The 26,970-nt window shown below is 63.3% G+C and carries 22 protein-coding genes; 13 read left to right on the top strand and 9 right to left on the bottom strand.

Features of this window, described 5'->3' with window-relative positions:
- Positions 1-24: 24 nt before the first annotated feature.
- Positions 25-1,902: a methyl-accepting chemotaxis protein gene (locus OEG79_RS05745; RefSeq protein ID WP_264147837.1), complete on the top strand. Its 1,878-nt coding sequence runs from the start codon at positions 25-27 to the stop codon at positions 1,900-1,902.
- A 51-nt stretch (positions 1,903-1,953) separates the two neighbouring features.
- Here OEG79_RS05745 and OEG79_RS05740 read toward each other — a convergent pair whose 3' ends face one another.
- From OEG79_RS05740 to purU, 3 genes are read right to left on the bottom strand one after another with little or no spacing between them, the layout of a single operon-like run.
- The gene (locus OEG79_RS05740) at positions 1,954-2,136 is read right to left on the bottom strand and encodes a hypothetical protein (RefSeq protein WP_264147836.1); all 183 of its coding nucleotides are present in this window, start codon (positions 2,134-2,136) and stop codon (positions 1,954-1,956) included.
- Entirely contained in the window at positions 2,133-2,561 is a 429-nt protein-coding gene (locus tag OEG79_RS05735; RefSeq protein ID WP_264147835.1) for a CBS domain-containing protein, read from the bottom strand. Before OEG79_RS05735 ends, OEG79_RS05740 begins: the two co-directional genes overlap by 4 nt.
- Positions 2,562-2,606: 45 nt before the next feature.
- Complete coding sequence (gene purU, locus OEG79_RS05730; protein WP_264147834.1) at positions 2,607-3,458, bottom strand: formyltetrahydrofolate deformylase; 852 nt, start codon at positions 3,456-3,458, stop codon at positions 2,607-2,609.
- A gap of 294 nt (positions 3,459-3,752) precedes the next feature.
- Here purU and mvaT point away from each other — a divergent pair, with 294 nt between their 5' ends.
- A complete protein-coding gene (gene mvaT / locus OEG79_RS05725) occupies positions 3,753-4,127 on the top strand; it encodes a histone-like nucleoid-structuring protein MvaT (RefSeq protein WP_264147833.1) in 375 nt (124 codons plus the stop codon).
- A gap of 249 nt (positions 4,128-4,376) precedes the next feature.
- Here mvaT and sbcB read toward each other — a convergent pair whose 3' ends face one another.
- Entirely contained in the window at positions 4,377-5,822 is a 1,446-nt protein-coding gene (gene sbcB, locus OEG79_RS05720; protein WP_264147832.1) for an exodeoxyribonuclease I, read from the bottom strand.
- Positions 5,823-6,005: 183 nt separating this feature from the next.
- Between sbcB and OEG79_RS05715 the strand changes: the two genes are divergently transcribed.
- From OEG79_RS05715 to OEG79_RS05675, 9 genes are all read left to right on the top strand, one after another.
- Positions 6,006-6,764 (top strand): hypothetical protein, encoded by a 759-nt coding sequence (locus OEG79_RS05715; RefSeq protein ID WP_264147831.1) that lies wholly within the window; start codon positions 6,006-6,008, stop codon positions 6,762-6,764.
- 89 nt (positions 6,765-6,853) lie between these two features.
- A complete protein-coding gene (locus OEG79_RS05710) occupies positions 6,854-7,579 on the top strand; it encodes an RDD family protein (RefSeq protein WP_264147830.1) in 726 nt (241 codons plus the stop codon).
- A complete protein-coding gene (locus OEG79_RS05705; protein ID WP_264147829.1) occupies positions 7,576-8,556 on the top strand; it encodes a stage II sporulation protein M in 981 nt (326 codons plus the stop codon). The genes OEG79_RS05710 and OEG79_RS05705 overlap by 4 nt, the downstream gene beginning before the upstream one ends.
- Complete coding sequence (locus OEG79_RS05700; RefSeq protein ID WP_264147828.1) at positions 8,543-10,129, top strand: DUF4129 domain-containing protein; 1,587 nt, start codon at positions 8,543-8,545, stop codon at positions 10,127-10,129. The genes OEG79_RS05705 and OEG79_RS05700 overlap by 14 nt, the downstream gene beginning before the upstream one ends.
- Positions 10,126-11,316 carry a DUF4350 domain-containing protein gene (locus OEG79_RS05695; RefSeq protein ID WP_264147827.1) on the top strand — a complete coding sequence of 397 codons (1,191 nt, stop codon included), beginning with the start codon at positions 10,126-10,128 and terminating at the stop codon, positions 11,314-11,316. Before OEG79_RS05700 ends, OEG79_RS05695 begins: the two co-directional genes overlap by 4 nt.
- Positions 11,313-12,347, top strand: coding sequence for an AAA family ATPase (locus OEG79_RS05690; RefSeq protein ID WP_264147826.1), 1,035 nt, complete (start codon positions 11,313-11,315; stop codon positions 12,345-12,347). The genes OEG79_RS05695 and OEG79_RS05690 overlap by 4 nt, the downstream gene beginning before the upstream one ends.
- Entirely contained in the window at positions 12,344-13,681 is a 1,338-nt protein-coding gene (locus OEG79_RS05685) for a DUF58 domain-containing protein (protein WP_264147825.1), read from the top strand. Before OEG79_RS05690 ends, OEG79_RS05685 begins: the two co-directional genes overlap by 4 nt.
- 389 nt (positions 13,682-14,070) lie before the next feature.
- Positions 14,071-14,652, top strand: a complete 582-nt coding sequence (locus OEG79_RS05680) for a superoxide dismutase (protein WP_003462535.1) — start codon at positions 14,071-14,073, stop codon at positions 14,650-14,652.
- A gap of 328 nt (positions 14,653-14,980) precedes the next feature.
- On the top strand, positions 14,981-17,035 hold the full coding sequence (locus OEG79_RS05675; protein ID WP_264147824.1) for a putative bifunctional diguanylate cyclase/phosphodiesterase: 2,055 nt from the start codon (positions 14,981-14,983) through the stop codon (positions 17,033-17,035).
- 67 nt (positions 17,036-17,102) lie between these two features.
- Here OEG79_RS05675 and OEG79_RS05670 read toward each other — a convergent pair whose 3' ends face one another.
- Entirely contained in the window at positions 17,103-18,008 is a 906-nt protein-coding gene (locus tag OEG79_RS05670; protein WP_264147823.1) for an E3 ubiquitin ligase family protein, read from the bottom strand.
- 10 nt (positions 18,009-18,018) lie between these two features.
- Positions 18,019-18,591, bottom strand: coding sequence for a LemA family protein (locus OEG79_RS05665; RefSeq protein WP_264147822.1), 573 nt, complete (start codon positions 18,589-18,591; stop codon positions 18,019-18,021).
- 189 nt (positions 18,592-18,780) lie between these two features.
- Between OEG79_RS05665 and OEG79_RS05660 the strand changes: the two genes are divergently transcribed.
- The gene (locus OEG79_RS05660) at positions 18,781-20,118 is read left to right on the top strand and encodes an imelysin family protein (protein ID WP_013716745.1); all 1,338 of its coding nucleotides are present in this window, start codon (positions 18,781-18,783) and stop codon (positions 20,116-20,118) included.
- A gap of 62 nt (positions 20,119-20,180) precedes the next feature.
- Here OEG79_RS05660 and OEG79_RS05655 read toward each other — a convergent pair whose 3' ends face one another.
- Positions 20,181-21,038: a helix-turn-helix transcriptional regulator gene (locus OEG79_RS05655; protein WP_264147821.1), complete on the bottom strand. Its 858-nt coding sequence runs from the start codon at positions 21,036-21,038 to the stop codon at positions 20,181-20,183.
- A 5-nt stretch (positions 21,039-21,043) separates the two neighbouring features.
- A complete protein-coding gene (locus OEG79_RS05650; RefSeq protein WP_264147820.1) occupies positions 21,044-21,613 on the bottom strand; it encodes a GNAT family N-acetyltransferase in 570 nt (189 codons plus the stop codon).
- Between the two features lie 214 nt (positions 21,614-21,827).
- On the opposite strand from OEG79_RS05650, the gene OEG79_RS05645 reads away from it, so the two are divergent.
- Complete coding sequence (locus OEG79_RS05645; RefSeq protein ID WP_264147819.1) at positions 21,828-25,316, top strand: PAS domain-containing hybrid sensor histidine kinase/response regulator; 3,489 nt, start codon at positions 21,828-21,830, stop codon at positions 25,314-25,316.
- Positions 25,317-25,448: 132 nt separating this feature from the next.
- On the opposite strand, the gene rmuC is transcribed toward OEG79_RS05645, so the two are convergent.
- Positions 25,449-26,810 carry a DNA recombination protein RmuC gene (gene rmuC / locus OEG79_RS05640; protein ID WP_264148679.1) on the bottom strand — a complete coding sequence of 454 codons (1,362 nt, stop codon included), beginning with the start codon at positions 26,808-26,810 and terminating at the stop codon, positions 25,449-25,451.
- Positions 26,811-26,970: the final 160 nt, after the last annotated feature.

The raw sequence follows: 26,970 nt of genomic DNA, 5'->3' as shown, positions 1-26,970 counted from the left end.
CAAAAATCTTCGGAAATGTTCGAAATGACAAAGAACCTGCAGTTTCGCCACAAGATCCTTCTCGCAGCATCGCTGGTCGTGGTGGCTGCCTTCACCCTTTTCAGCCTTTACAACGATTACCTGCAGCGCAACGCCATCCGCGACGACCTGGAAAGCTACCTGCGCGAGATGGGCGACGTCACCTCCGGCAATATCCGCAACTGGCTCTCCGGGCGCATCCTGCTAGTGGAAAACACCGCCGAGACCATCGGCCACGACAGCAGCGAAACAGCGGTTCTTCAGGTACTGAGGCAGAAAACCCTCGGCAGCAATTTCGTCTCCATCTACCTGGGCACCACATCGGGCGACTTCTTCCAGAGCCCTGACGATGAACTGCCGTCCGATTACGATCCCCGTACACGTTCCTGGTACAACGCAGCCCGGAACGCCGGCGGCTCCGTACTCACCGAACCCTATGTCGATGCCGGCAGCAATGGCCTGACCGTCACCATCGCAGCTCCGGCCGGTTCGGTCGGCATCGTCGGTGGCGACCTCAGCCTGAAGACCTTGACCGATATCCTCGGCGCGCTGCAGCTCGACGGCATCGGCTACGCCTTCCTGGTCAGCCGCGACGGGACGATCCTGGTGCACCCGGATCAGTCCCTGGTAATGAAGAACCTCAAGGAGGTCTTTGCGCAGGACACCCCGCAGATCAGCAGCGCCATCAGCGAGGCCAGCCTCGACGGCGCTTCGCGCATCTATACCTTCAGCCAGATCACCGGCCTGCCGTCGGTGGACTGGTACGTCGGGCTGTCCGTGGACAAGGCCAGCGCCTACTCCATGCTCACCGAGTTCCGCGCCTCCGCGATCATCGCCACGATCATCGCCGTGATCCTGATCATTGCCCTGCTCGGTGTGCTGCTGCGCGTGCTGATGCAGCCACTGTATGCCATGGGCCGGGCCATGGAGGACATCGCTCAGGGCGAGGGCGACCTGACCAAGCGCCTGACCATCCACTCCCAGGACGAGTTCGGAGCACTGGGCAGCTCCTTCAACCGCTTCGTCGAGCGCATCCACAGCTCCATCCGCGAGGTTTCCCAGACCACCACCAAGGTCAACGAAGTCGCCAAGCTGGTACTCGGCGCCTCCAATTCCTCGATGGCCAACTCCGACGAGCAGGCCAGCCGCACCAACAGCGTGGCAGCGGCGATCAACCAGCTCGGCGCCGCCGCCCAGGAGATTGCCCGCAACGCCGCTGAAGCCTCGAAACAGGCAACCGACGCCCGCCACGAGGCCGAGGACGGCGGTCAGGTGGTGCAGCAGGCCATTCGCTCGATGAACGATCTGTCGCAGAAGATCAGCGACGCCTGCAGCAAGATCGAAACCCTCAACAGCAAGACCGTGGATATCGGTCAGATCCTCGAAGTGATCAAGAGCATTTCCCAGCAGACCAACCTGCTGGCCCTCAACGCAGCCATCGAGGCGGCACGCGCCGGTGAGGCGGGCCGCGGCTTCGCCGTGGTGGCCGACGAGGTGCGCAACCTGGCCCACCGCACCCAGGAATCGGCGCAGGAAATCGAGACGATGATCGAAGAGCTGCAGGTCGGCTCGCGCGAGTCGGTCACCACCATGACCGAAAGCCAGCGCTACAGCGAGGAAAGCGTGGCCATCGCCAACCAGGCAGGCGAACGCCTCGGCACGGTGACCACGCGCATCGGCGAAATCGACGGGATGAACCAGTCGGTAGCCACCGCCACCGAGGAACAGACCTCGGTGATCGAATCCCTGAACATGGATATCACCGAGATCAACACTCTCAACCAGGAGGGTGTGGAAAATCTGCAGGCAACCCTGCGTGCCTGCGCCGACCTGGAGCAGCAGGCGGCACGCCTCAAGCATCTGGTCGACAGCTTCCGCATCTGACACGGCAGCTGCGGCAGGCGCGAACCCATTCGCGCCTGCAACGAACCAACCTCAGGCGTCCTGCCCGGGGTCTTCCTCCGCATTTTCCTGCTGCCTGCGCCACAGTTCGGCAGCACCGGCGAAATCGGTGCCGGCCGAATCGCTCAGCGCCTCGGGGTCAAAACGGCGCACGCAGCCCTCACCGAGCGTTGGCGGCGCCTTGGCTGTTGCCCGCTCCAATGGATCGTCGTTCAACTGGCCTCCTTGGGCGCGTTGTTGTCGCGCTGGGCGAAGGCCTTGACCGCCCGCAGCACGTCGCTGCGGCTGATCTGCCCGACCAGGCGCCCTTCCTCGACGACCGGAAAGCGCCGGCGGCGCCCCCGTAGGAAACGCTGCGACACCTCGATGATGTCGGTTTCCGGGGACACCGTTTCCACCGCCCGGGTCATGTAGGCGCCGACCGTGCCCCCGGTCGCCTCGTAGTAGGCACCAGAGAGGATGCCGTTCAGGCAGTCGCCCTCCGACAGCAAACCGATCAGCTCGCCATGATCATTGACCACCGGGGCACCGGAAATGCGGTGCTCCAGCAGAAGGCGAATCGCGCTGAACAGATCGGTTTCGACGCGAAAGGTCACCAGATGGCGAGTCATGTAATCGCGCACCTTGATCGACTTGAGCATGGGCATTCTCCTCTGACGTACATCGGGCCGGCCCACGCAGCAAGATCAGTCGAACACCACCGTCTTGTTGTCGTGCACCAGCACTCGGTCTTCCAAGTGATAGCGTAGCCCACGGGCCAGAACCATCTTCTCCACGTCCTTGCCCAGGCGCACCATCTCCTCGATGTCGTCGCGATGGGTAACGCGGACTACATCCTGTTCGATGATCGGGCCGGCATCCAGTTCTTCGGTAACGTAATGAGATGTTGCACCAATCAGCTTCACACCGCGCATCGACGCCTGGTGGTATGGCTTGGCGCCAACGAAGGACGGCAGGAAACTGTGGTGAATGTTGATCACTCGCTGGGAGAATTCCGCGCACAGCGCTGGAGGCAGGATCTGCATGTAGCGCGCCAGGACAATGACATCGGCGCGATGCTCCTTGACCAGACGCTCCACCTCGGCGAAAGCCGGTGCCTTGTCCGTCGGGTCGACCGGTACGTGGAAGTAGGGAATGCCGTGCCATTCGACCATGCTGCGCAGATCGTCATGGTTGGCGATCACGCAGGGAATCTCGCAGTCGAGTTCCTTGCTGTGCCAGCGATGCAGCAGATCGGCCAGGCAGTGCGACTCCCGACTGGCCATCAACACCACGCGTTTTTTCTGCGCCGAGTCGGTGATGCGCCAGTCCATGGAAAACTCGCGAGCGATGGGCGAGAACGCCTGCTTGAAACCATCCAGATCGAACGGCAGAGAATCGGCACGAATTTCGTGACGCATGAAGAACCAGCCACTCTGCGTATCGGAGTGGTGACTGGCTTCGGTAATCCAGCCGTTATAGGTCGCGAGGAAATTACTGACTTTGGCAACGATGCCGACGCGGTCGGGGCAGGAAATGACCAATCTGAACGTGCGCATAACGAAAATCCCAATGGCGGCGCATAAAGCCGGCCATTCTAGCGGCATGGCGGCAAAACTGCAGTAGGCCGTGAGCGCAGACGCCCACGTTCAATCCGCCGCGTAATGCACTGTTCCAGAGCACTGGATACTTGTCCGTCTAATTGCAACAGTCGATTTAATTCAGCTCTCATCGACACAAAGGGTTGCATTGCGCCGTAGTAATTTCATTACCCGCTGTTTACTTGCTATTAGTGCCTGACTATTATTAGCCCACTGTTCACAATCAAAAATTATTCACGCCAAGGTATGCCCATGTCGCTGATCAATGAATACCGCGCTACAGAAGAAGCCATCAAAGAACTGCAAGAGCGCCTGAAGAACCTGTCGCAAGACGACAAACTGAAAAAAGAACTGGAGTTCGAAGGCAAGCTGCGCACTCTGATGGGTGAATATCAGAAGTCGCTGCGCGACATCATCGCTCTGCTCGACCCGGATGCCAAAAGCACCAAAGGCGCACGAGCCAGCAAGCCGGCCGTTACAAAGCGCGCACGCAAGGTCAAGCAATACAAGAACCCGCACAGCGGCGAAGTCATCGAAACCAAAGGCGGCAACCACAAGACTCTGAAAGAGTGGAAAGCCAAGTGGGGCGCAGACGTCGTCGAAGGCTGGGCCACCCTGCTGGGCTAACGTCCGCGCTACACCGCAAAACGCCAGCCATGCTGGCGTTTTTTATTGTCGATATTTTTTACGCTTCGAACACAAGACAGTTTTGGGCAATACGTGATAGCAATTAGCCATGCCCAATTGACTACAGGCCAAGCAAATCGACTGCCGCAATAATTTCCCTGCGAAAAGTTCCCGCCACCTGCACTTGGCTTACAGATAACAGACGAACGGAATCGGCGCACCCGCGCCGTTCAAGCCTATTCATACGACTCAGACAGCTACCTCATCCAAGGCGAAACGCGCACGCAGCGTTTCTGCATATGCCTGCCACTGCTGCAGAAGTTGCAATTGTTCGGGCCTGCAGTCGGCACGCAACTGCTCCAGCGCCGCGTGAAACTGCGCCAGCGTATTAGGAGCACCGAACTCCGGATTGCTCAACCGTTGCCGGCAGAACTCCACCCAGCGCTGACGCTCATCAGGCGACAAACTCTCGGGAAAGTTGCGCGCGCGATAACGAAACAACAACTCCGGTAGTCTCGCATCGTCGAATGGCCATTTGTCGCTTGCCAGGGACTGCGGTTGAGCGCTGCGCACCTGCTCGCACAAACGACGATCACGATCACCGATAAAGCCGTCATAGAGCTGCTGCTCAGGGTCGCCACTGCCTGCGAAGGATTCTTCACGGTAGACGGCAGCCAGCTTTTCCTGCCACAGCGGCTGTCCGCTCTTCAGTGCCTCCATATTGCGCTCGCAGCTCGACCAGTCCAGCTGCAGACGCTGACGATCCGTCTCGCGCAGAACCGAAAGCGGCGCCACCACCGGGCAGCGATTGATATGCAGCAATTTCAACGGTACCGGCGTCTCGCCCTCGGCCAGGTCCTCGCGGCGTGTGTAGAGGCGGCTGCGCAGGGTCTCGGCATCCAGCTCCAGCAGGGGCGACGGATCGGCCTGCAGGTCGCAGACAATCAGTGCATTGCGATTGCGCGGATGCCATGCCAGCGGCAATACCGGCGCCAGGTAGTGACGCGCTGCGGAAAAACGTCCGGAAATATGCAACACCGGCTGCAGCAGACGAATCTGATCCATGACCCGCTGCTTGCTGCGCAACTGATAGAGGAAATCGTAAAGCCGAGGCTGCCGGTCACGCAGCAGGCGCGCCAGGCCAATGGTCGCGCGTACGTCGGACAACGCATCGTGTGCCTGACCGTGATCGATACCGTTGGCCTCGGTCAGACGCTCCAGCTTCAGCGATACCCGCCCCTCTTCTTCAGGCCACTCGATGCCCTCGGGCCGCAGCGCATAGGCGGTACGCACCAGATCGATCAGGTCCCAGCGACTGTTGCCGCCTTGCCACTCGCGCGCATAAGGGTCGAAGAAGTTGCGATAGAGGCTGTAGCGCGTCACCTCGTCATCGAAGCGCAAGCTGTTGTAGCCCGCACCACAGGTCCCCGGTGCCGAGAGCGCGGCATGCACGCGGGTCATGAACTCGCCCTCGTCCAGACCCTGTTGCAGCAGACGCTGCGGATCGATGCCGGTTACCAGACAGGCAGCCGGGTGGGGAAGGATGTCGTCGCTGGGCCGACAGTAGATGTTCAGCGGCTCGCCAATCTCGTTCAGCGCCTCGTCGGTGCGGATCCCCGCCACCTGCAACGGACGATCACAACGCGGATTGATACCGGTGGTCTCGTAGTCGTACCAGAAGATGCTGGAAGTCATCGGCGGCTCCATGGCCAAGGCAAAATTGCCGGCAGTCTATCATCGACCTCCGGACTCGCCGCACCGCCGGCAAAGCATGAACCAGCGCACAGGCACCGCATGAACGGATGCACTGCACTTGAGAATAATGCTGTAACCATTAGCATTGGTGCTCCTTCCCCCACTCTGTACAAGGACGCAGCCATGAGTGACGTGATCACCCCCAATCCCTATGCCGCACCTGCCAGCGACCTGCAACAGTCGCCTACCGGTCAGGTACCGAGCATCGAAGAGGCCCTGGCACGTGGTTACGACTTCAGCATCGGCGAATTGCTGAGCGAGTCCTGGAGCAAGGTCAAGGGCACCAAGGGCATCATCATCGGTGGTTTTCTGGTGTTCTACGTGGTGCTTCTGGCTGCCACCTTCATCCTCGGCGGCGTCGTTGGCATCTTCGGTGCGCTGAGCGACAGCATCGCTCTGGTATTCGTCGGCGAGATCCTGATTTCGCTGCTGGCGTCGGCGCTGGCCTACCCCTTCATGGCCGGCATCAACATGGTCGGCATTCGCCGTGCCGCCGAGCAGCCACTGAGCTTCAACGAGATCTTCAGCCACTTCGGCCGCACCGTGCCGCTGATCATCACGGCGGTGGTGATGATGCTGCTGATCTATCTAGGCATGTTCCTGCTGCTGATCCCTGGCATCTATCTGGGCGTCGCCTACCTGCTGGCCATCCCGCTGGTGGTCGAACGCGGCCTGTCGCCCTGGCAGGCGCTGGAAGCCTCGCGCAAGGCCATCACCCAGCACTGGTTCAAGGTATTCGGTCTGTTCATCGTGCTCGGTCTGATCGTCATGGTCAGTGCCATCCCGCTGGGCATCGGTCTGGTGTGGACCATCCCGCTGATGGTGGTGGCCATGGGTGTGCTGTATCGCACCATATTCGGCGTGCTGCCGGCCGCTCAATAAACCGACGTCACCCGGGCCAGAACACTGGCCCGGTTGCGTTCGTAGCCCGCTGCTCGCTAGCATCGGGCTTTCCTTGATGCAGTCCGCCGATGCCCTCACGCTCAAGCGCAATCCTTTCATCCCCCCAGCCACCTCTGGACACCCGCTATCAGATCGAAACGCCGGAAGGTATCGATCTGCATCTGCGACCTGCCGGACTGGTTCCGCGCGCCCTGGCGTTCGCCATCGACCTGGTCATTCGCGGCCTGATCCTCGCTCTGATGTTCATTGTTCTCGCCCTGCTCGGTCAGTTCGGCATGGGTCTGGGCACCATCCTGCTGTTTCTGGTGACCTGGTGGTACATGGTGCTGTTCGAGGTGCTCAATCAGGGCCGCTCCCCCGGCAAGCAGATGCTCGGTCTGCGTGTGGTGCACGATGACGGCACCCCCATCGGCTGGGCCGCTTCACTGACCCGCAACCTGCTGCGCTTCGTCGACATCCTGCCGTTCGGTTACACCCTGGGCATCATCAGCTGCCTGAACCATCCGGCGTTCAAGCGCCTCGGCGATATTGCCGCCGGTACTCTGGTGGTCTATCGCGACGCGCCGCTGAGCAAGCCGCAGCTCGCCGACGCCGAACCACTATCCGCGCCCTTCCCGCTTAGCCTGGGTGAGCAGCGCGCGATCCTCGGTTTCGCCGAACGTGGCAGCCAATTGTCCGCAGCACGCAGAGCAGAACTGGCTGCGCTTCTGGCCGAACCGTTGCAGGTTCCTGCAGAGCAGGCCGAGCCGCGCCTCAATGGTATTGCCCGTGGCCTGCTGGGGAGTGCACCGTGAAGCAGAGCCTGTTCGAAAGTCGCCATCAGCCTGACTGGGATGTCTTCAACGACCTGCTCGACGCACTCGAGCGCGGCAAGGCCGAGGCGCAGGCCTGTCAGAGCTTCGCCGCCCGCTATCGACAACTCTGCCAGCACCTGGCCCTGGCCCAGGCGCGCGGTTACAGCAGTCACCTGATCGACCAGCTGCAACAGCTGGCGATGCGCGGCCATCAGCAGTTCTATCGTCATCGCAGCCACCTCGGTGCGCAGATGGTCCGCTTCCTGTTCGGCGGTTTCCCACGCCTGGTACGCAGCGAATGGCGCAGCGTCTGCGCGGCCAGCCTGCTGTTCTTCGGCAGCCTGGCCCTGATGGGGTTGCTGACCTACCTCTATCCCGAGCTGATCTTCAGCCTGGTCAGCCCCGATCAGGTCAGCGAGATGGAGCGCATGTACGATCCCGACGCGCGCCGCCTCGGCCGCTTCAGCGAACGGGGCTCCGGCGATGACTGGGTGATGTTCGGCTTCTACATCATGAACAACATCGGCATCGCCTTTCAGACCTTCGCCAGCGGTCTGCTGCTGGGACTGGGCAGCCTGTTCTTCCTGCTGTTCAACGGACTGATGATCGGCTCCGTGGCGGGCCACCTGACGCGCATCGGTTATGGCGAGCCGTTCTGGTCCTTCGTCATCGGTCACGGTGCCTTCGAGCTGACCGCCATAGCCCTGGCCGGCGCCGCAGGTCTCAAGCTCGGATGGGCGCTGCTCGCCCCCGGCCGCCTGCCCCGTGGCGAAGCCCTGCGCCTGGCGGCCGGCACGGCGATTCAGCTGGTCTGCGGGGTGATCCTGTTCCTGCTGCTGGCCGCCTTCATCGAAGCGTTCTGGTCGTCCACCACCTTCGCCAGTCCGAACATCAAGTACATCGTCGGTGTCGGTCTCTGGGTGCTGGTACTGGGCTATCTGCTACTGGCCGGGCGGAGGCAGCATGCGCCTGACTGAAGCCAGCGTCGCCATCCGCCCGCGCAGTGCCTGGGAGGCCATCGATCTCGGCGTACTGCTGGCCCGGCGTCACTCAGGCCTGCTGATGGCCAGCTGGGCACTGGTCACCCTGCCCGTGTTCGCCCTGCTCTGCGCCCTGCTCTGGCAGTACCCGGGCTGGGCCATCGTTCTGTTCTGGTGGCTCAAGCCGGCCTATGAGCGACTGCCGCTGTACATCCTCTCGCAGGCGCTGTTCGGCAATACGCCCTCGCTGAAGCAGTCTCTGCGCGCACTGCCAAAACTGTTGTGGCCGCAACTGCTGGCCAGCCTGACCTGGCGCCGTCTCAGCCCGACACGCAGTTTCGACCTCCCCGTGCAGCAGCTCGAAGGTCTTTCCGGCCGACCGCGCAGTCAGCGCCTGGTAGTCCTCGGCCAGCGTGACAGCGGCGCCGCTACCTGGCTGACGCTGGTCGGTGTGCATCTGGAAATAGCGCTGTGGATGGGCCTGATCGCCCTGTTCTACATGATGCTGCCGCAACAGATGGAGCTGGACTGGAGCTGGGAAAGTCTGATCGCCGCAGAAAACGGTCAGTGGCTCTGGCTGGAGCACCTTTCCAACCTGCTCTACGTGCTGCTGCTGATCCTCTGGGAGCCGGTCTATGTCGCCTGCGGCTTCACCCTCTATCTCAACCGCCGTACCGCCCTGGAAGCCTGGGATATCGAGCTGACCTTCCGCCGTCTGCGCCAGCGTCTGACCGGCAGCGCCTACGCCCTGTTGCTCGGTTGCGCCCTGCTGCTGACGCAGTTGCCCGACAAGGCCTGGGCCGACACGCTGCCGATCGTCAGCGAAGAAGTTGAGCCGAGCGACTCGCAAGGCCCCGATGCGCCTCGCCTGCTCAAGCAACCGCTGACCAGCCAGGCAGCCCGCGCCAGCATCGAAGCGTTGCTCGACGAACCGCCCTTCCAGCACCGCGAAACCGTCACGCGCTGGCGTCTGGGCGAAGAAAAGCCTGCCGAGGAAGCCAACCCGGAAGACGTCGAAGCCTTCCTCGACATGCTCAGGAACCTGCTCAAGCTGGGCGAGTGGTGGAAGAGTCTGGATATCGTCGCGCAGATCTTCGAAGTGCTGCTGTGGGCGGCGCTGGCCGCGTTGCTGGCTTTCATCCTGTGGCGCTATCGCGAGTGGCTGCAGGCCTTTGGCGAGCGCATCGGTCTGCAGACGCGGCGCCGACCGGTGGCACCGCAGCAACTCTTCGGCCTGGAGCTGGCCCCGGAGAGCCTGCCCGATGACGTCGCCAGCGAAGCCGAGCGGCTCTGGGCCGAACAACCGCGCGCGGCGCTGGGCCTGCTCTACCGCGCCCTGCTCAGCCACCTGTTGCACGAGCACCGGCTGCCGCTGAAGCAATCGCACACCGAAGGGGAAGTGCTCGGCCTGGTTGCCGGCCTCGGCCAGCAGAGCCTGGAAGATTACAGTCGCCTGCTCACCCAGCACTGGCAGGCCCTGGCCTATGGTCATCGCCTGCCATCCAAGGCGCTGCGCCAGGGCCTTTGCGAAGGCTGGCGCGGCCTGTTCGGCCAGGAGCGTGCGGCATGAGTCGGCGCGCCGGATTCATCCTCGCCATGGCCCTGCTGCTGGCCGTGGGGCTGATCGCCAGTTATGTGCTGGGCAAACTCGAACCTTATGAAGATGTGGTCGAGCACGGCCCCGCCCCCGAGGTTGCCAGCAGCCCCTATCTGGCCGCCGAACATTTCCTGCGCAAGCAGGGCATCGCCGCCCACCGCGCAGAAGGTCTGGAAGTGCTCGACGGCCTGCCCAGCGAGGGCCAGACCCTGATGCTGCTGGCCGACCGCGGCAACATGACGCCGCGCCAGGTCGAGCGCGTGCTGCAATGGACGGCCAATGGCGGTCATCTGCTGTTCATCGCCGAACGTCTGTGGGACGAAGATGAAGGCAAGAGCGGCGATCTGCTGCTCGACCTGCTCGGCATCCAGCAGTACATGAGCGACGAGCTGGACGACGACGAAACCAGCGAAGCGCAAGCGGAAAACGAGCAGGACGAAGAGCACGAGACCTACCCGCAACTCACCAAGCTCTACCTGGAGAACGAGCAGGCGCCGGCCTATATCGCCTTCGACACCGATTATCATCTGTACGACGCGCAGAACCGTGCGCACGCCTGGGCCAACAGCGAGGCCGCCACGCACCTGCTGCAGCTGTACCACGGCGACGGCCTGATCACCGTGCTCAGTGACCCGTGGATCTGGCAGAACCGCAACATCAACGAGTACGACCATGCCTGGCTGCTCTGGTACCTGAGCCAGGACAGCGCCGTGACCCTGCTCTACCACGCCGACAGCGATGGCCTGGCACGCATGCTTCTGCACCATTTCCCGCTGGCCCTGCTGGTGCTTGCCCTGCTGATCATCGCCACCCTGTGGCACGTCGGCGTGCGCCACGGCCCGCTGCAGGCTCCGGCCAGCCGTGCCCGTCGTCAGCTCGAGGAACACCTGCGCGGCAGCGCCGACTTCCTCCTGCGCCGCAGCGGCCAGCACAGCCTGCTCAAGGGCCTGCAGCAGGACATCAATCGTCGAGCGCGACGCCGCTACCCTGGATTCGAGAAACTCGCCGTCGCCGATCAGTGGCAGGTGCTCGGTCGCCTGACCCGCCTGCCCGCCAAGGACATCAGCCAGGCCATGCGCCCATTGCCGCCGCAGCGTCTGTCCGCCAGTGACTTCACCCGCCAGGTCGCCCACCTGCAAACCCTCAGGAATGCCCTATGAGCGAGATCCCAGAGAACGACAACCTGCCGGTGCAGGAAACCCCGAGTGCCCCGCCAAGCACCCCGCAAGCGCAGCAACGTCAGCGCGCCAGCCAGCTGGCACAGGCCCTGCGCGCCGAACTGCGCAAGGCCGTGATCGGCCAGGGCGCGGTGATCGATGATGTGCTCACCGCGCTGATCGCCGGCGGCCATGTGCTGGTCGAAGGCGTGCCGGGGCTCGGCAAGACCCTGCTGGTACGCGCCCTGGCGCGCTGCTTCGGCGGCGACTTCGCACGTATTCAGTTCACCCCGGACCTGATGCCCAGCGATGTCACCGGCCATGCCGTTTACGACATGCAGAGCGAGCAGTTCAAGCTGCGCAAGGGCCCGGTTTTCACCAACCTGCTGCTGGCTGACGAGATCAACCGCGCACCGGCCAAGACCCAGGCCGCCCTGCTGGAAGTGATGCAGGAACGCCAGGTGACCCTGGAAGGTCGCGCCCTGGCGGTGCAACTGCCGTTCATGGTGCTGGCAACCATGAACCCGATCGAGCAGGAAGGCACCTACCCGTTGCCGGAAGCCGAGCTGGACCGTTTCATGCTCAAACTGCGCATGGATTATCCGCAGCAGGATGAAGAGCTGAACATGGTGCGCCAGGTGACCCGTTCGGCCAAGGCCGACATGCTCGAAGTCAGCCCGCTGCGTACTCTTCTGCAGGCCAAGGACGTCATGGCGCTGCAGAAGATCGCCAGCGATCTGCCTCTGGATGATCAGGTACTCGATTACGCTGTACGGCTGGCTCGTGCCACGCGCAGCTGGCCTGGCCTGGCCATGGGCGCCGGGCCGCGCGCCTCCATCGCCCTGGTGCGCGGTGCCCGTGCCCGTGCCCTGCTGCGTGGCGGCGACTTCGTCCTGCCGGATGACATCAAGGGCTGTGCGCTGGCGGTGTTGCGTCATCGTGTGCGTCTGGCCCCCGAGCTGGACATCGAAGGCCTGTCGGTGGATCAGGTTCTGCAACAGTTGCTCGATCAGGTACCGGCACCACGCCTATGAAACCTTCGCGCCTGCTCCTCGGGCTGCTCGGCGGCCTGTTAGCCGCCGCCGTGCTGCTCGGCGCCCTGCCCCTGCTCGGCATTCGCCTGGCCGACCACCTGATGCCGCTGGCCTGGGGGCTGCTGCTCGCCCTGCTGCTGATCGCTGCCGTCGATGCGCTGTGGCTGCGCCGCCAGGGCTCGCCGCGTCTGGAGCGCGTGCTGCCGGGAAACCTGCCGCTGGGGCGCTGGAGCGAGGTTCAGCTGATCGCCCATCACGATTTCACCCAGACACAGGAAATCGAGGTTTTCGATCATGTGCCTGACGGCATGGCCTTCGACTTCCTGCCGCAACGCATCACCCTGCACCCCGGCCAGCAGACACAAGTCAGCTATCGCCTCAAGCCGCTGATCCGCGGGCATTTCCACTTCGCCCGGTGCGAGCTGACGCTGCCCAGCCCGCTGCGTCTGTGGCAGGCCAAGCGCCTGCTGCCACTGGCTGACGAAAGCCGCGTCTACCCGGATTTCGCCCGTCTCTACGGTGCGCAACTCAAGGCAGTGGACGACTGGCTGAGCCAGCTGGGCGTGCGCCAGCGTCCACGTCGCGGCCTGGGCCTGGGCCTGGAGTTTCACCAGCTGCGTGAATTTCGTGACGGCGACACCCTGCGCCAGATCGACTGGAAGGCCACCGCCCGCAAGCGCACGCCCATCGCCCGCGAGTATCAGGACGAACGTGATCAGCAGATCATCTTCCTTCTCGACTGCGGGCGCCGCATGCGCAGCCAGGACGACGAGCTGTCGCACTTCGATCACGCCCTCAATGCCTGCCTGCTGCTCAGCTACGTGGCGCTGCGCCAGGGCGACGCGGTGGGCCTGGCGACCTTCGCCGGCAATCAGTCGCGCTACCTAGCGCCGGTCAAGGGTCCTGCGCAACTGAACGTGCTGCTCAACGCCGTCTATGACCTCGACACCAGCCAGCAACCGGCCGACTTCAGCGCCGCTGCCGACTTGCTGCTCGCGCGTCAGCGCCGCCGTGCACTGGTGGTACTGGTGACCAATCTGCGCGACGAAGACGATCAGGATCTGCTCGCTGCCGTACGCCGACTGTCACGCCAGCATCGCGTGCTGATCGCCAGCCTGCGCGAGGAAGCGCTGGACCGTTTGCGCCAGACGCCGGTGGAGCAGTTCGACCAGGCCCTGGCCTATTGCGGCACACTCGATTATCTCAACGCCCGCGCCGAACTGCACGAGCGTCTGGCCGCCTACAAGGTACCTGCGCTCGATGCCCGTCCGGGGGAGCTGGGCCCGGAGCTGGTGAGCAGCTATCTGGCCTGGAAGAAGGCCGGCGCACTCTAGAATCCGTTCAAAGTCCGCTGTACACCGTACAGGCGTCGTTGCAGCAGGGCCCAGAATCTTCATTCACGGCACATGGCCTGCGCATCTTCACCTCGCCTGCTTGCAGGTCGCGAGGGCCTGCACAGACGTCTCAAGGCAACTGCTGGCCTGGACGATGGTCGAAAGCACTGCCGCAAAGGCCCTGGCACCGGCTTTCCCACACAGATGTTGCGTGGTTATGGGCGTAGCCGGGTGCTATGATCCCGAGTCTGCGGCGCAAAGGGTACAAACTCGACGCCGCTTAGAGAGGTGTTTGCATGGCAGCTGACGCAGCCGTTGCGGACGCCCTCCACGGGCCGCCCGTGATCGGCCTGGCGCATATCGCACACGACCTGAGTAGGAGATAGACCATGGCTTTTGAATTGCCGCCGCTGCCTTACGAAAAGAATGCTCTCGAGCCGCACATTTCCGCCGAGACTCTCGAATTCCACCACGACAAGCACCACAACACCTATGTCGTGAACCTGAACAACCTGGTGCCGGGCACCGAGTTCGAAGGCAAGAGCCTGGAAGAGATCGTCAAGACCTCCTCGGGCGGCATCTTCAACAACGCCGCTCAGGTGTGGAACCACACCTTCTACTGGAACTGCCTGTCGCCGAACGGCGGTGGCCAGCCCACTGGCGCCCTGGCTGATGCCATCAACGCCGCCTTCGGTTCCTTCGACAAGTTCAAGGAAGAGTTCAGCAAGGTTTCCATCGGCACCTTCGGTTCCGGCTGGGGCTGGCTGGTGAAGAAGGCTGACGGTTCCCTGGCCCTGGCCAGCACCATCGGCGCCGGCTGCCCGCTGACCAGTGGCGACACCCCGCTGCTGACCTGCGACGTCTGGGAACACGCCTACTACATCGACTACCGCAACCTGCGTCCGAAGTACGTCGAGGCGTTCTGGAACCTAGTCAACTGGGACTTCGTTGCCCAGAACTACGCGGCCTGAGTCCAGCTCCCGCAATAGGAAAACCCGGTCCATATGGCCGGGTTTTTCGTTTCCGAGGCTCTCTTGAGAGGTGGGCCGGTCGATTCGTGATGCGGCAGACTGGCGAGGCACCACGACGCCGGGGAGACAACAGGACCAAAGGCACTCAAGTCCGGCGCGATCGCACCGACACAGAACAGTGGCTCGGCATCCTGCACGTACTCGCATCGGGAACGATTCTTGTAGGACAAATAGTGCCACTTGGCATGATGGCCCTTTGACGGCCAGAACTAGATTGCCAATACTCTTGTCTGGCTGACGCCGTAAGCACCGACATAAGGAATTGCCTTTGAAGCTGGAATTGAAGAACAGCTTGTCACTCAAGTTGCTCCGCGTGGTGCTGCTCTCCGCACTCGTTGTCGGGGTGGTTCTGAGTTGTGCGCAAATCGTCTTCGACGCTTACAAGACCCGACAGGCCGTGGCCAACGACGCTCACCGCATTCTCGGCATGTTCCGCGATCCTTCGACTCAGGCGGTGTACAGCCTGGATCGGGAAATGGGCATGCAGGTGATCGAGGGTCTGTTCCAGCACGAGTCGGTGCGCTATGCGTCCATCGGTCACCCCAATGAGCCGATGCTCGCCGAACGCACACGCGACCTGGCACAGATGCCCACGCGCTGGCTGACCGACCCGATTCTCGGTCAGGAACAGCAGTTCTCTACCAAACTGGTCGGTCGCGGTCCTTACAGCGAATACTACGGCGACCTCAATATCACGCTGGACACAGCGCCCTACGGCGAAAGCTTCGTCACCAACTCGGTCATCATCTTCATATCGGGCGTGCTGCGTGCCATGGCCATGGGCCTGGTGCTCTATCTGGTCTACCACTGGCTGCTGACCAAACCGCTGTCGAAGATCATCGAGCATCTCACCAACATCAATCCGGACCGCCCCAGCGAACACAAGCTGCCCATGCTCAAGGGCAACGAGAAGAACGAGCTGGGTCTGTGGATCAACACCGCCAATCAGTTGCTGGCCTCCATCGAACGCAACACCCACCTGCGTCGTGAAGCCGAGAACAGCCTGCTGCGCATGGCCCAGTACGACTTTCTTACCGGCCTGCCCAACCGCCAGCAACTGCAGCAGCAGCTCGACCAGATTCTCGAAGATGCAGGCCGCCTGCAGCGCCGCGTCGCCGTACTCTGCGTCGGCCTCGACGACTTCAAGGGTATCAACGAGCAGTTCAGCTACCAGAGCGGCGACCAGCTGCTGCTGGCTCTTTCCGACCGCCTACGTAGCCACAGCGGTCGCCTGGGGGCGCTGGCCCGCCTGGGCGGCGACCAGTTCGCTCTGGTTCAGGCCGACATCGAACAGCCTTATGAAGCTGCCGAACTGGCGCAGAGCGTGCTCGACGACCTGGAACTGCCCTTCCTGCTCGACCAGCATGAAGTGCGCCTGCGCGCCACCATCGGCATCACCCTGTTCCCGGAAGACGGCGACAGCACCGAGAAGCTGCTGCAAAAAGCCGAACAGACCATGACCCTGGCCAAGAGTCGCTCGCGCAACCGCTACCAGTTCTACATCGCCAGCGTCGACAGCGAGATGCGCCGCCGCCGTGAGCTGGAGAAAGACCTGCGTGACGCCCTGGCGCAGAACCAGCTACATCTGGTCTACCAGCCGCAGGTGGATTATCGCGACCACCGCGTAGTCGGCGTCGAAGCGCTGCTGCGCTGGCAGCACCCGCAACATGGCTTCGTCGCACCGGACCTGTTCATCCCGCTGGCCGAGCAGAACGGCACCATCATCCCCATCGGTGAATGGATTCTCGACCAAACCTGCCGCCAGTTGCGCGAATGGCATGACCAGGGCTTCAGCGACCTGCGCATGGCCATCAACCTGTCCACCGTACAGCTGCACCACTCCGAGCTGCCACGCGTAGTCAACAACCTGATGCAGGTCTACCGCCTACCGCCCAAGAGCCTGGAACTGGAAGTCACTGAAACCGGCCTGATGGAAGACATCAGCACCGCCGCCCAGCACCTGCTCAGCCTGCGCCGCTCCGGTGCGCTGATCGCCATCGACGACTTCGGTACCGGCTATTCCTCGCTGAGCTATCTGAAGAGCCTGCCGCTGGACAAGATCAAGATCGACAAGAGCTTCGTGCAGGACCTGCTCGAAGACGAGGACGACGCGACCATCGTTCGCGCCATCATCCAGTTGGGCAAGAGTCTGGGCATGCAGGTCATCGCCGAGGGCGTGGAAACCGCCGAACAGGAGGCCTACATCATTGCCCAGGGCTGCCACGAGGGTCAGGGCTACCTGTACAGCAAGCCGCTGCCAGCGCGTGAGCTGACCCTGTTCCTCAAGCAGGCAAGGCGCCTGAGCTCAGCTGCGACACTCTGACCTGCGCAAACAAAAACGCCGCGACGAATCGCGGCGTTTTTGTTTGTGTGTGCCGAAGGCCAACACCTCACCAGTGCTGCACACCCAGCAACCAGGCCGTGGCCAATGCCCCGGCCAGACACAGCACGGCGCCACCAGCGGCCTGCCAGTAGAAGTTGCGTGCCAGTTCATCCTCTCCGCTGTTGGAGAGGATGAACGGCTGGCGCTCTCCAGGCTTGCCCATCTGGTGCCGCGCAGGCTCGTAGGCCTTCTGCCGGTGCCGGTCCTCGGCCTCCAGCTGCGCCGCCAGACGTACGCGGTTCCATTCCTGTTCGTCGAGTTCACCGTTGCCGTCGCTGTCGAAGCGCCGCAGCAGCCCCGCGTAGTCCCCCTTCCACTCACGGATCACCTCGCCCTGAGCAGCGTGCCTGTCGAACCCCTGCTGCGCCGCGCCCAGGGTACGAAAGTCGCCAATGGCATAGAGTGGCTGGCCAACGTGAAAGCGCTCTTCGCTGTAGCGATAACGCTGACCACTGGTGAGAAAGCCGAACAGGCCGGTCTTGGCCGGGCCCAGCGGGTGGCGCAGATTGCCCTCCCACACCTCGCGCACTGCAGCCTTGATCTCGGCACCCCGCGGGTCGATCAGGCACTCACCGGTACCATCGACCAGGCGCAGCCAGGCGTCACTGGCGCCACTCTCGATCACCCGCCAGCTGCGCTTCTTGCCGCTGGAGCGGTACTCCTCGATACGAAAGCGCCACCACAGGCATGGCTTGCCGGTCAGCGGCCCGCGAATCTGCATGTCCGGCAACGCTTCAAGCACCCCGTAGAGTTCGACGTAGCCCTGTGCCGCAGAACGAATCTTCGAAGTCGGCGTGTCGAGCAAATGACGCGCCTGCGACCAGCGCCGCAGGCACCACCAGGCACCGCCAAGGCAGGCGCAGAGGGTAATCGTCAGGGTGAAGAAGAAGCCGAAGGGGTCCGCCTGCATCATCGGCAGAAGCTCATTTGAACAGCGACTTCATATCCACATCGGCCATTTCCGCGTCGCTGAACACCAGCAGTTCGGCAGCCGGGAAGTTGAACATGCGCGCAATGATCACATCCGGGAACTGCTCGATACGCACGTTATTGAGGTTGACCGCTTCGTTGTACAGCTCGCGGCGGTCGGCGATGCCGTTTTCCAGCCCGCTGATGCGCTGCTGCAGGTGCTGGAAGCTGTCGTTGGCCTTCAGCTCGGGGTAGTTCTCGGCCAGCGCAAACAACTGGCCAAGGCCGGCGCGCAAACCACTCTCGGCCTTGCCCAGGGCACCGACGTCATGCTGCTCGCGGGCGCTGGCCACAGCGCTACGTGCGGCGATGACCCGCTCCAGAGTCGAGCCTTCGTACTGCATGTATTGCTTGCAGGTTTCCACCAGCTTGGGCAATTCGTCATGACGCTGCTTGAGCAGCACGTCGATGTTCGACCAGGCCTTGCTCACTCCATGCTTGAGGCGCACCAGGCCGTTGTAGAGGGACACCGCGTAGACGCCGAGCAGGGCGAGGACGACGATAACGATCACGGCGGTCAGGCTCATGCAGTTTTCTCCATGCAGAACTGCGTATCAGGTGCTGGCATTCTAGCGGCAGCGATGGCCTTGGGCAGCGATATCCTGCACAAGGATGAATAATGGCCTTTACACATAATGCGAAACATTTGCATTATGTTGCGGTTTTTCAGGTACCCCTGCGTACCGTCCACATTCGTACATGCAAAGGACTCCGCCATGATTCGTATGCCCCTGGCCTCCGCCAGCCTGCTGGCCATCGCCATTTCTCTCGCTGGCTGCGGCGAAGACAAAGCCCCTGCCACCCAGGCTGCAGCGCCTGCCGCCGCCACCGAGAGCGCGGCTCCAGCCACCGCGGCTAAGGTCGACGAGGCAGCGGCGAAGGCCGTGGTCAATCATTACGCCGATCTCGCCCTGGCCGTGTTCAGCGACGCCGCGAGCACCGGCAAGGCACTGCAGGCTGCAGTCGATGCGCTGCTCGCCGATCCGAGCGAAGCGACCCTGAAAGCCGCCCGTGAAGCCTGGCTGGCCGCGCGCGTGCCGTACATGCAGACCGAAGTGTTCCGCTTCGGTAACCCGGTAGTCGACGAGTGGGAAGGCCAGCTCAATGCCTGGCCGCTGGACGAAGGCCTGATCGACTATGTCGCCGACGATTACCAGCACGCGCTGGGCAACCCGGGCGCGCAGGCCAACATCATCGCCAACACCGAGATTCAGGTCGGTGAAGACAAGATCGATGTCAGCGAGATCACCGGCGAGCTGCTGGCCAGCCTGAACGAACTGGGCGGTTCCGAAGCCAACGTCGCCACTGGCTACCACGCCATCGAATTCCTCCTCTGGGGCCAGGACCTGAACGGCACCAACCCTGGCGCCGGCGAGCGCCCCTACACCGACTATCTGGTCGGCGAAGGCGCCACCGGTGGTCACAACGAGCGTCGTCGCACTTACCTGAAAGCCGCCACCGACCTGCTGGTCAGCGATCTGGATGAAATGGTCGAACAGTGGAAAGACGGCGTGGAAGGCAACTACCGCAGCGAGCTGGTCGCCGACTCCGCCGAGAACGGCCTGCGCAAGATGCTGTTCGGCATGGGCAGCCTGTCCCTCGGCGAACTGGCTGGCGAGCGCATGAAAGTGGCGCTGGAAGCCAACTCCACCGAAGACGAGCACGATTGCTTCAGCGACAACACCCACAACTCGCACTTCTACAACGGTAAAGGCATTCGCAACGTTTACCTGGGCGAATACAAGAAAGCCGACGGCACCACCCTGACCGGCCCGAGCCTGTCCGAGCTGGTCGCCAAGGCCGACGCCCAGGCCGATGCCACGCTCAAGGCTGACCTCCAGGAAACCGAAGCCAAACTGCAGGCCCTGGTCGACAGCGCCGAGAAGAACAACGTGCACTTCGACCAGCTGATCGCAGCGGACAACGCCGAAGGCCAGCAACTGGTTCGTGACGCCATCGCAGCCCTGGTCAAGCAGACCGGCGCCATCGAGCAGGCAGCAGGCAAGCTGGGCATCAGCGACCTGAACCCGGACACCGCCGATCACGAATTCTGATCGGACAGCGGGTTGAAAAGCCGGCGCCTCCGCAAGGAGCGCCGGCTTTTTTATGCTGACTGTCACCGTTCGCCAAGAGGCGCGCCCTCAGCCACAATCCGTGCCACGGCGCTACGATATTCGCCAGGGCTGACGCCATAGACCTGCTTGAACTGTCGTGACAGGTGGCTCTGGTCGGCAAAACCCAGCTGCGTCGCCACGGTGACCGCCGTGCAGCCAGTCTTGAGCAACGCCCGCGCCTGTTCCAGACGACGCTGTTTGAGCCATGCGTGCGGCGGCAGACCGGTCGCACGGCGAAACACCCGGGCGAAGTGGAAAGGTGAAAGGTTGACCGCAGCCGCCAGCTCTTCGAGGGACGGCGGCTCGATCAGGCGGTCGGCGAGCATCTGCTTGGCACAGGCTACGGCCCAGGGCTCACGTCCGGGCGCAGCTGGCTCGGCAAGCCTGGCGTGACGCTGGAACAGCAGCAGAATCGCCTCGCGCCAGGCCAGTTGCTGCTGCAGTGCTTCGGCGCCGCCGTCGAGCAGGCGATGCAGTTGCAGGAAGGCGCTGTGCAACTGCGGATCATGCAGCACGCTGAAGGAAAACGACGGCATGCCCGTCTTGGCCAGCCCCAGCTCCTGCAGCGCCCCCAGCACCTGATCATTACCCGGATAGAAGCCGCGATAACGCCAGCCATCCTCGTGCGCCTTGGAACCGGTGTGCACTTCGTCCGGGTTGATCAGCACCATGCTGCCCTGTGGCGCCAGGTGGTCGCTGCCACGGTGGTGAAAACGCTGCGCACCGTGCTCGATCACGGTGAAGACGAAGCCCTCATGGACATGAGGCGCGAAGCGTTGTTCGAGGTAGCGAGCCTGCAACAGCTCGACTCCGCTCAACGCGGATGCCTGCCAGAAGCGGGTCTGCTCGCGGGCTTGCATGCAGCTCAGGCGACGAAGCCCGCCTCCATCGCCTCTCGCAGCGCCGGCCACTCCAGATCGGTGATGCTGTACAGCACGGTATCGTCGAGGCGGCCATCGGCCAGCCGGCGGTGATTGCGCAACCGCCCCTCACGCACGGCACCCAGCTTTTCGATGGCGCGTTGCGAGCGCAGGTTGCTGGCCGCCGTTTTCAACTGCACCCGGACCATGCCCCAGTTGTCGAAGGCATGCTTGAGCATCAGGTACTTGATGGTGGTATTCAGGCCGCTGCCATGCTGATTGCGGTCGATCCAGGTCCAGCCGATTTCACAGGCCGGCAGGGTATGCATGAAATCGGCGAAGCGCGTGGTGCCCACCAGCTCGTCGCCCAGACGAATGACGAACGGCAACGCGCGTTGCTCGCGCAGATCGGTCAGGGCACTGCGATACCAGTCCAGACGCTGGGTGCCGCTCATGTACAACAGCTCTTCGCGATTGGACTCGGCCAATGCCACCAGTGCCGGAATATCCGCATCGGAAAGCGGTTCCAGGCGCAAAGCGCCACGTTGCAAGGTCACCAGCTGCGGCTTGAACATAGGTACTTCCTCGGAATCCTTCCTTGGCATGCTCACAAACGGCCCACGCTATCAGGCCCGACGTTGCGGCACAATCCAGCCCTGTCGCAAAGCCTGTCGTCATCCCTGCGACCTTGGTCGCAGCCGACAGTCCGCGGCTTTGTGCAACACTGATCGATATCAGCCTCGCCCCGGCGGCCAGGCTCATCTAGTTCCTCTGCGTTTCGGAGTCTGCATGTCGCTGTCCCCCGGGTTGATCGCCGCGGTCGCCCTGATCTACATGGCCATCCTTTTCGCCATCGCCTTCTATGGCGACCGCCGCAGCGCGCCCATGCCGCCGAAGATCCGCGCCTGGGTATATTCACTGTCTCTGGCCGTTTATTGCACCAGCTGGACCTTCTTCGGCGCGGTCGGCCAGGCTGCCGAACAACTGTGGTCGTTCCTGCCGATCTACCTCGGTCCGATCATCCTGCTGCTGACCATGCCATGGGTGCTGCAGAAGATGGTGATGATCAGCAAACAGGAAAACATCACCTCCATCGCCGACTTCATCGCCGCGCGCTACGGCAAGTCGCAGTCGCTGGCCGTCGTCGTCGCGCTGATCTGCCTGGTCGGCGTACTGCCCTACATCGCCCTGCAGCTCAAGGGCATCGTGCTCGGGGTCAACCTACTGATAGGCGCACAGGCTCAGGACACCGGCACCAGTGCCCAGGACACCGCCCTGATCGTATCGCTGGCGCTGGCGCTGTTCACCATTCTGTTCGGCACGCGCAACCTCGATGTCACCGAGCACCACCGCGGCATGGTGCTGGCGATTGCCTTCGAATCGCTGGTCAAGCTGCTCGCCTTTCTCGCCGTCGGTGCCTTCGTCACCTTCGGCCTGTACAACGGCTTCAACGACCTGCTGCAGCAGGCGCACGACACCGTCGAGCTGGACGACTTCTGGAACGAAGCGGTGAACTGGCCGGCGATGCTGGTACAGACCGGCATGGCCATGATCGCCATTGTCTGCCTGCCACGGCAGTTCCACGTCACCGTGGTGGAAAACATCGAGCCCAAGGACCTGCGCCTGGCTCGCTGGGTATTCCCGGCCTATCTGGTGCTGGCCGTACTGTTCGTCGTGCCCATCGCCCTGGCCGGCCAGATGATGTTGCCGGCCGGCGTGACACCGGACTCCTTCGTTATCAGCCTGCCGCTGGCCGAGGCACACCCGGGGCTTGCGGTACTAGCCTTCATCGGCGGCGCCTCGGCGGCCACCGGCATGGTGATCGTCGCCTCGGTGGCGCTGTCGACCATGATTTCCAACGACATGCTACTGCCCTGGCTGCTGCGCCGGCAGAGTACCGAGCGGCCGTTCGAGGCATTTCGCCACTGGATGCTCACCGCCCGCCGGGTCAGCATCGTACTGATTCTGCTGCTGGCCTACGTCTGCTATCGCCTGCTCGGCGAAGGTGCCAGCCTGGCGACCATCGGCCAGGTCTCGTTCGCCGCCATCGGCCAGCTGGCGCCAGCCATGTTCGGTGCGCTGGTATGGAAACAGGCCAACCGCCGCGGCGTGTTCGCCGGACTGATCCTCGGCTCGGTATTGTGGTTCTACACTCTGGTGCTGCCGCTGGTAGCACGGGGCATGGGCTGGTCGCTGGAAAGCTTCCCCGGCCTGACCACCCTGCTCTACGCCCCCATCGGCGTGCAGGTCGACCCGCTGACCCGCGGCGTGCTGCTGTCGCTGGCGGGCAACTTCCTGCTGTTCGCCTGGGTGTCCTGGTTCTCGCGCACTCGGGTGTCCGAGCACTGGCAGGCCGGCCGCTTCATCGGCAACGACCTGGGCACCAAACCCAGCAGTCGCAGCCTGCTGGCGGTACAGGTCGAGGACCTGATCATGCTGTCGAGTCGCTTCGTCGGTGAAGAGCGGGCGCGCAAGAGCTTCCTGCGTTTTGCCCTGCGCCAGGGCAAGGGCCGCGACTTCGATCCCAACCAGCATGCCAACAGTGACTGGATCGCCCACACCGAGCGGCTGCTCGCCGGTGTGCTGGGCGCCTCCTCCACCCGTGCGGTGGTCAAGGCGGCCATCGAAGGGCGCGAAATGCAGGTCGAGGACGTGGTGCGCATCGTCGGCGAAGCCAGCGAAGTGCTGCAGTTCAACCGCGCCCTCCTGCAAGGCGCCATCGAGAACATCACCCAGGGCATCAGCGTGGTCGATCGCGAGCTGCGCCTGGTGGCCTGGAACCACCGCTACCTGGAATTGTTCGACTACCCTGAAGGCCTGATCTACGTTGGCCGGCCGATTGCCGAAATCATCCGCTTCAACGCCGAACGCGGCATGCTCGGTGGCGGCGATGTCGAAGAGAACGTCGCCAAGCGCCTGTACTGGATGCGCCAGGGCACTGCCCACACCTATGAGCGGGTATTCCCCAATGGCCGGGTGATCGAGCTGATCGGCAATCCCATGCCGGGCGGCGGCTTCGTCATGAGCTTCACCGACATCACCGAGTTCCGCGAAGCCGAGCGTGCCCTCAAGGACGCCAACGAGAGTCTGGAGCAGCGAGTCGCCGAACGGACCCAGGAGTTGTCCAAGCTGAACCAGGCGCTGACCGAAGCCAAGGCCCACGCCGAGGCCGCCAACCAGTCGAAAACGCGCTTCCTCGCTGCGGTCAGCCACGACCTGATGCAACCGCTCAACGCCGCACGCCTGTTCTCCGCGGCACTGGCCCACCAGGACGACGCCCTGCCCAGCGAAGCCCAGGAACTGGTCAGGCATCTGGACAGCTCGCTGCGTTCGGCCGAAGACCTGATTACCGACCTGCTGGATATCTCGCGCCTGGAGAACGGGCGGATCACCCCGGATCGCCACCCCTTCGCCCTGTCCAGCCTGCTCGATACCCTCGCCGCCGAATTCGGCGTGCTGGCTGCCGAACAGGGCATCGACCTGCGCGTGCACGGCAGCCGGCAATTGATCGACAGCGACATCAAGCTGCTGCGGCGGATCTTGCAGAACTTCCTGACCAACGCCTTCCGCTACGCCAAGGGCCGCGTGGTGCTGGGCGTACGCCGCGAAGGCGGACAGTTGCGCCTGGAAGTCTGGGACCGCGGCATGGGTATTCCCGAGGACAAGCGCAAGGTGATCTTCGAGGAGTTCAAACGCCTGGACAGCCACCAGACCCGTGCCGAGAAGGGCCTGGGGCTGGGCCTGGCGATTGCGGACGGGCTGTGCCGCGTGCTCGGCCATCGCCTGGAAGTGCGCTCCTGGCCGGGCAAGGGCAGCGTGTTCAGCGTCAGTGTTCCGTTGGCGAGAAAACCGGCGCCGAAGGCACAAAGCCCGGTCGTATCGGCGGTCGATGGCCAGCCGCTGCAAGGCACTCAGGTGATCTGCATCGACAACGAGGACAGCATCCTGACCGGCATGTACAGCCTGCTCTCGCGTTGGGGCTGCCAGGTATGGACAGCGCGCAACCGCCTGGAGTGCGAGCATCTGCTCAGCGAGGATGTGCATCCGCAGCTGGCGCTGGTGGACTACCACCTCGACGAGGGCGAGACCGGCACCGAACTGATGGCCTGGTTACGCACCCGTCTGGGCGAGCCCGTGCCCGGCGTGGTGATCAGCGCCGACGGGCGTCCGGAGCTGGTCGCCGAAGTGCATGCTGCCGGCCTCGACTACCTGCCCAAGCCGGTCAAGCCGGCTGCGCTACGCGCCCTGCTCAGCCGTCATCTGGTCCTGCGCGGTTAGGGACAGGCGCCTGCCCTTCACCGCCCGACGCCCAGGACGGCAGCCACGGCCCACTGCGCGACTACCCAAACAGACGGCCGACATCAGTCGGCCCGTTTGACCAGCTCCGCTGCGACAGCGGGCAGAGGCCAGTCACTCTCCCAGTTCGTCCAGTGCCGGCAGATCTGCAGAGCGGTCGAGCAGTTCGCCCGGCAGGCTCTTGCTCGCCCGCGCGCCCAGCAGCTTGAGATTTTCCACACGGCCGACGAGGTTGCCGCGGCCATCGACCAGCTTGTTGCGCGCGCTGGCGTAAGCCTTGTCCAGTTGCTGCAGGCGACTGCCCATCTCGTCCAGATCGGCGACGAAGGCAACGAACTTGTCGTACAGCTGGCCGGCGCGCTCGGCAATCTCGCGCGCATTCTGGCCCTGACGCTCCTGGCGCCACAGACTGTCGATCACTCTCAGGGTCGCCAGCAAGGTAGTCGGGCTGACAATCACCACCTGTTGTTCGAAGGCTTCCTGGAACAGGTCCGGTTCGGCCTGCAGCGCCGCTGCGAAAGCCGCCTCGATCGGCACGAAGAGCAGGACGAAATCCAGGCTGTGCAGCCCCTCAAGGCGCTGGTAGTCCTTGCCGGACAAGCCCTTGAGGTGGCTGCGCAGCGAAATCAGATGTTGCTTGAGCGCCTGCTGTCGAATCGGCTCCTCCGCCGTCGATACATACTGCTGATAGGCGCTCAGGCTGACCTTGGCATCGACGATCACCTGCCTGTCACCGGGCAGGCGGATCAGCACGTCCGGCTGAAAGCGCTCGCCGCCGGCGCCCTTGAGGCTGACCTGGGTCTGGTACTCACGCCCCTTCTCCAGGCCGGCGTGCTCCAGCACGCGCTCCAGCACCAGCTCGCCCCAGTTGCCCTGGGTCTTCTGGCCCTTGAGCGCTTGGGTCAGGCTGGTCGCCTCGTCACCCAGGCGCTGGTTGAGCTGCTGCAGACGCTCCAGCTCCTTGCTCAGGGAAAAGCGCTCGCGCGCCTCTTGCTGATAACTTTCGTCAACACGTTTCTCGAACGCCTGGATGCGCTCCTTCAGCGGGTCGAGCAACTGACCGAGGCGCTGCTGGCTGGTTTCGGCGAAGCGCTGCTCACGCTCGTCGAAGATCTTCGTCGCCAGCTCGGAGAACTGCGCACGCAGCTCGTTGCGCGCGCCCTGCAGGTCATCGAGGCGCTGCTGCTGGTTGTCGCGGTTTTCCTGCAGCTCGGCCGCCAAGGCCGCGCACTCTGCGGTCAGACGACGCAGTTCGGCTTCATTGCGCTCGCGCTGCTGGTTCCAGGATTGCGCGGCCTCGCGGGCGATCTGCCGTTCCTGCTGCAGCAGTTCGTTCTCACGACGCAGGCCGGCCAGCTCGGTCTGCTGGTCCACCTTGATCTCGCTGATCTCGGCCAGCTCGGAGCGGCAGGCATCGAGTTGTGCCAGCAGACCAGCCTGGCTCAGATGGGCATGCTCCAGGCGCTCCTGCAGCAGCGCCTGCTCGCCCTGCTCACGGGTCAGCCTGCGCTGCAGTGACCAGAGCGCGGCCAACAGCGGAACCAGCGCAACGGCGGCACCAATGGCAAGAGAGAGGGGATCGATTGGCATAGACACTCCATGTTGGACCGCCGAGCAGTATACCCAGCCGGCGATT

The sequence above is a fragment of the Pseudomonas sp. Z8(2022) genome, from assembly GCF_025837155.1.
Lineage (GTDB): Bacteria > Pseudomonadota > Gammaproteobacteria > Pseudomonadales > Pseudomonadaceae > Aquipseudomonas.
Note: the sequence above shows the minus strand (reverse complement) of the source record. Positions and strands in the feature narration are given on the sequence as shown.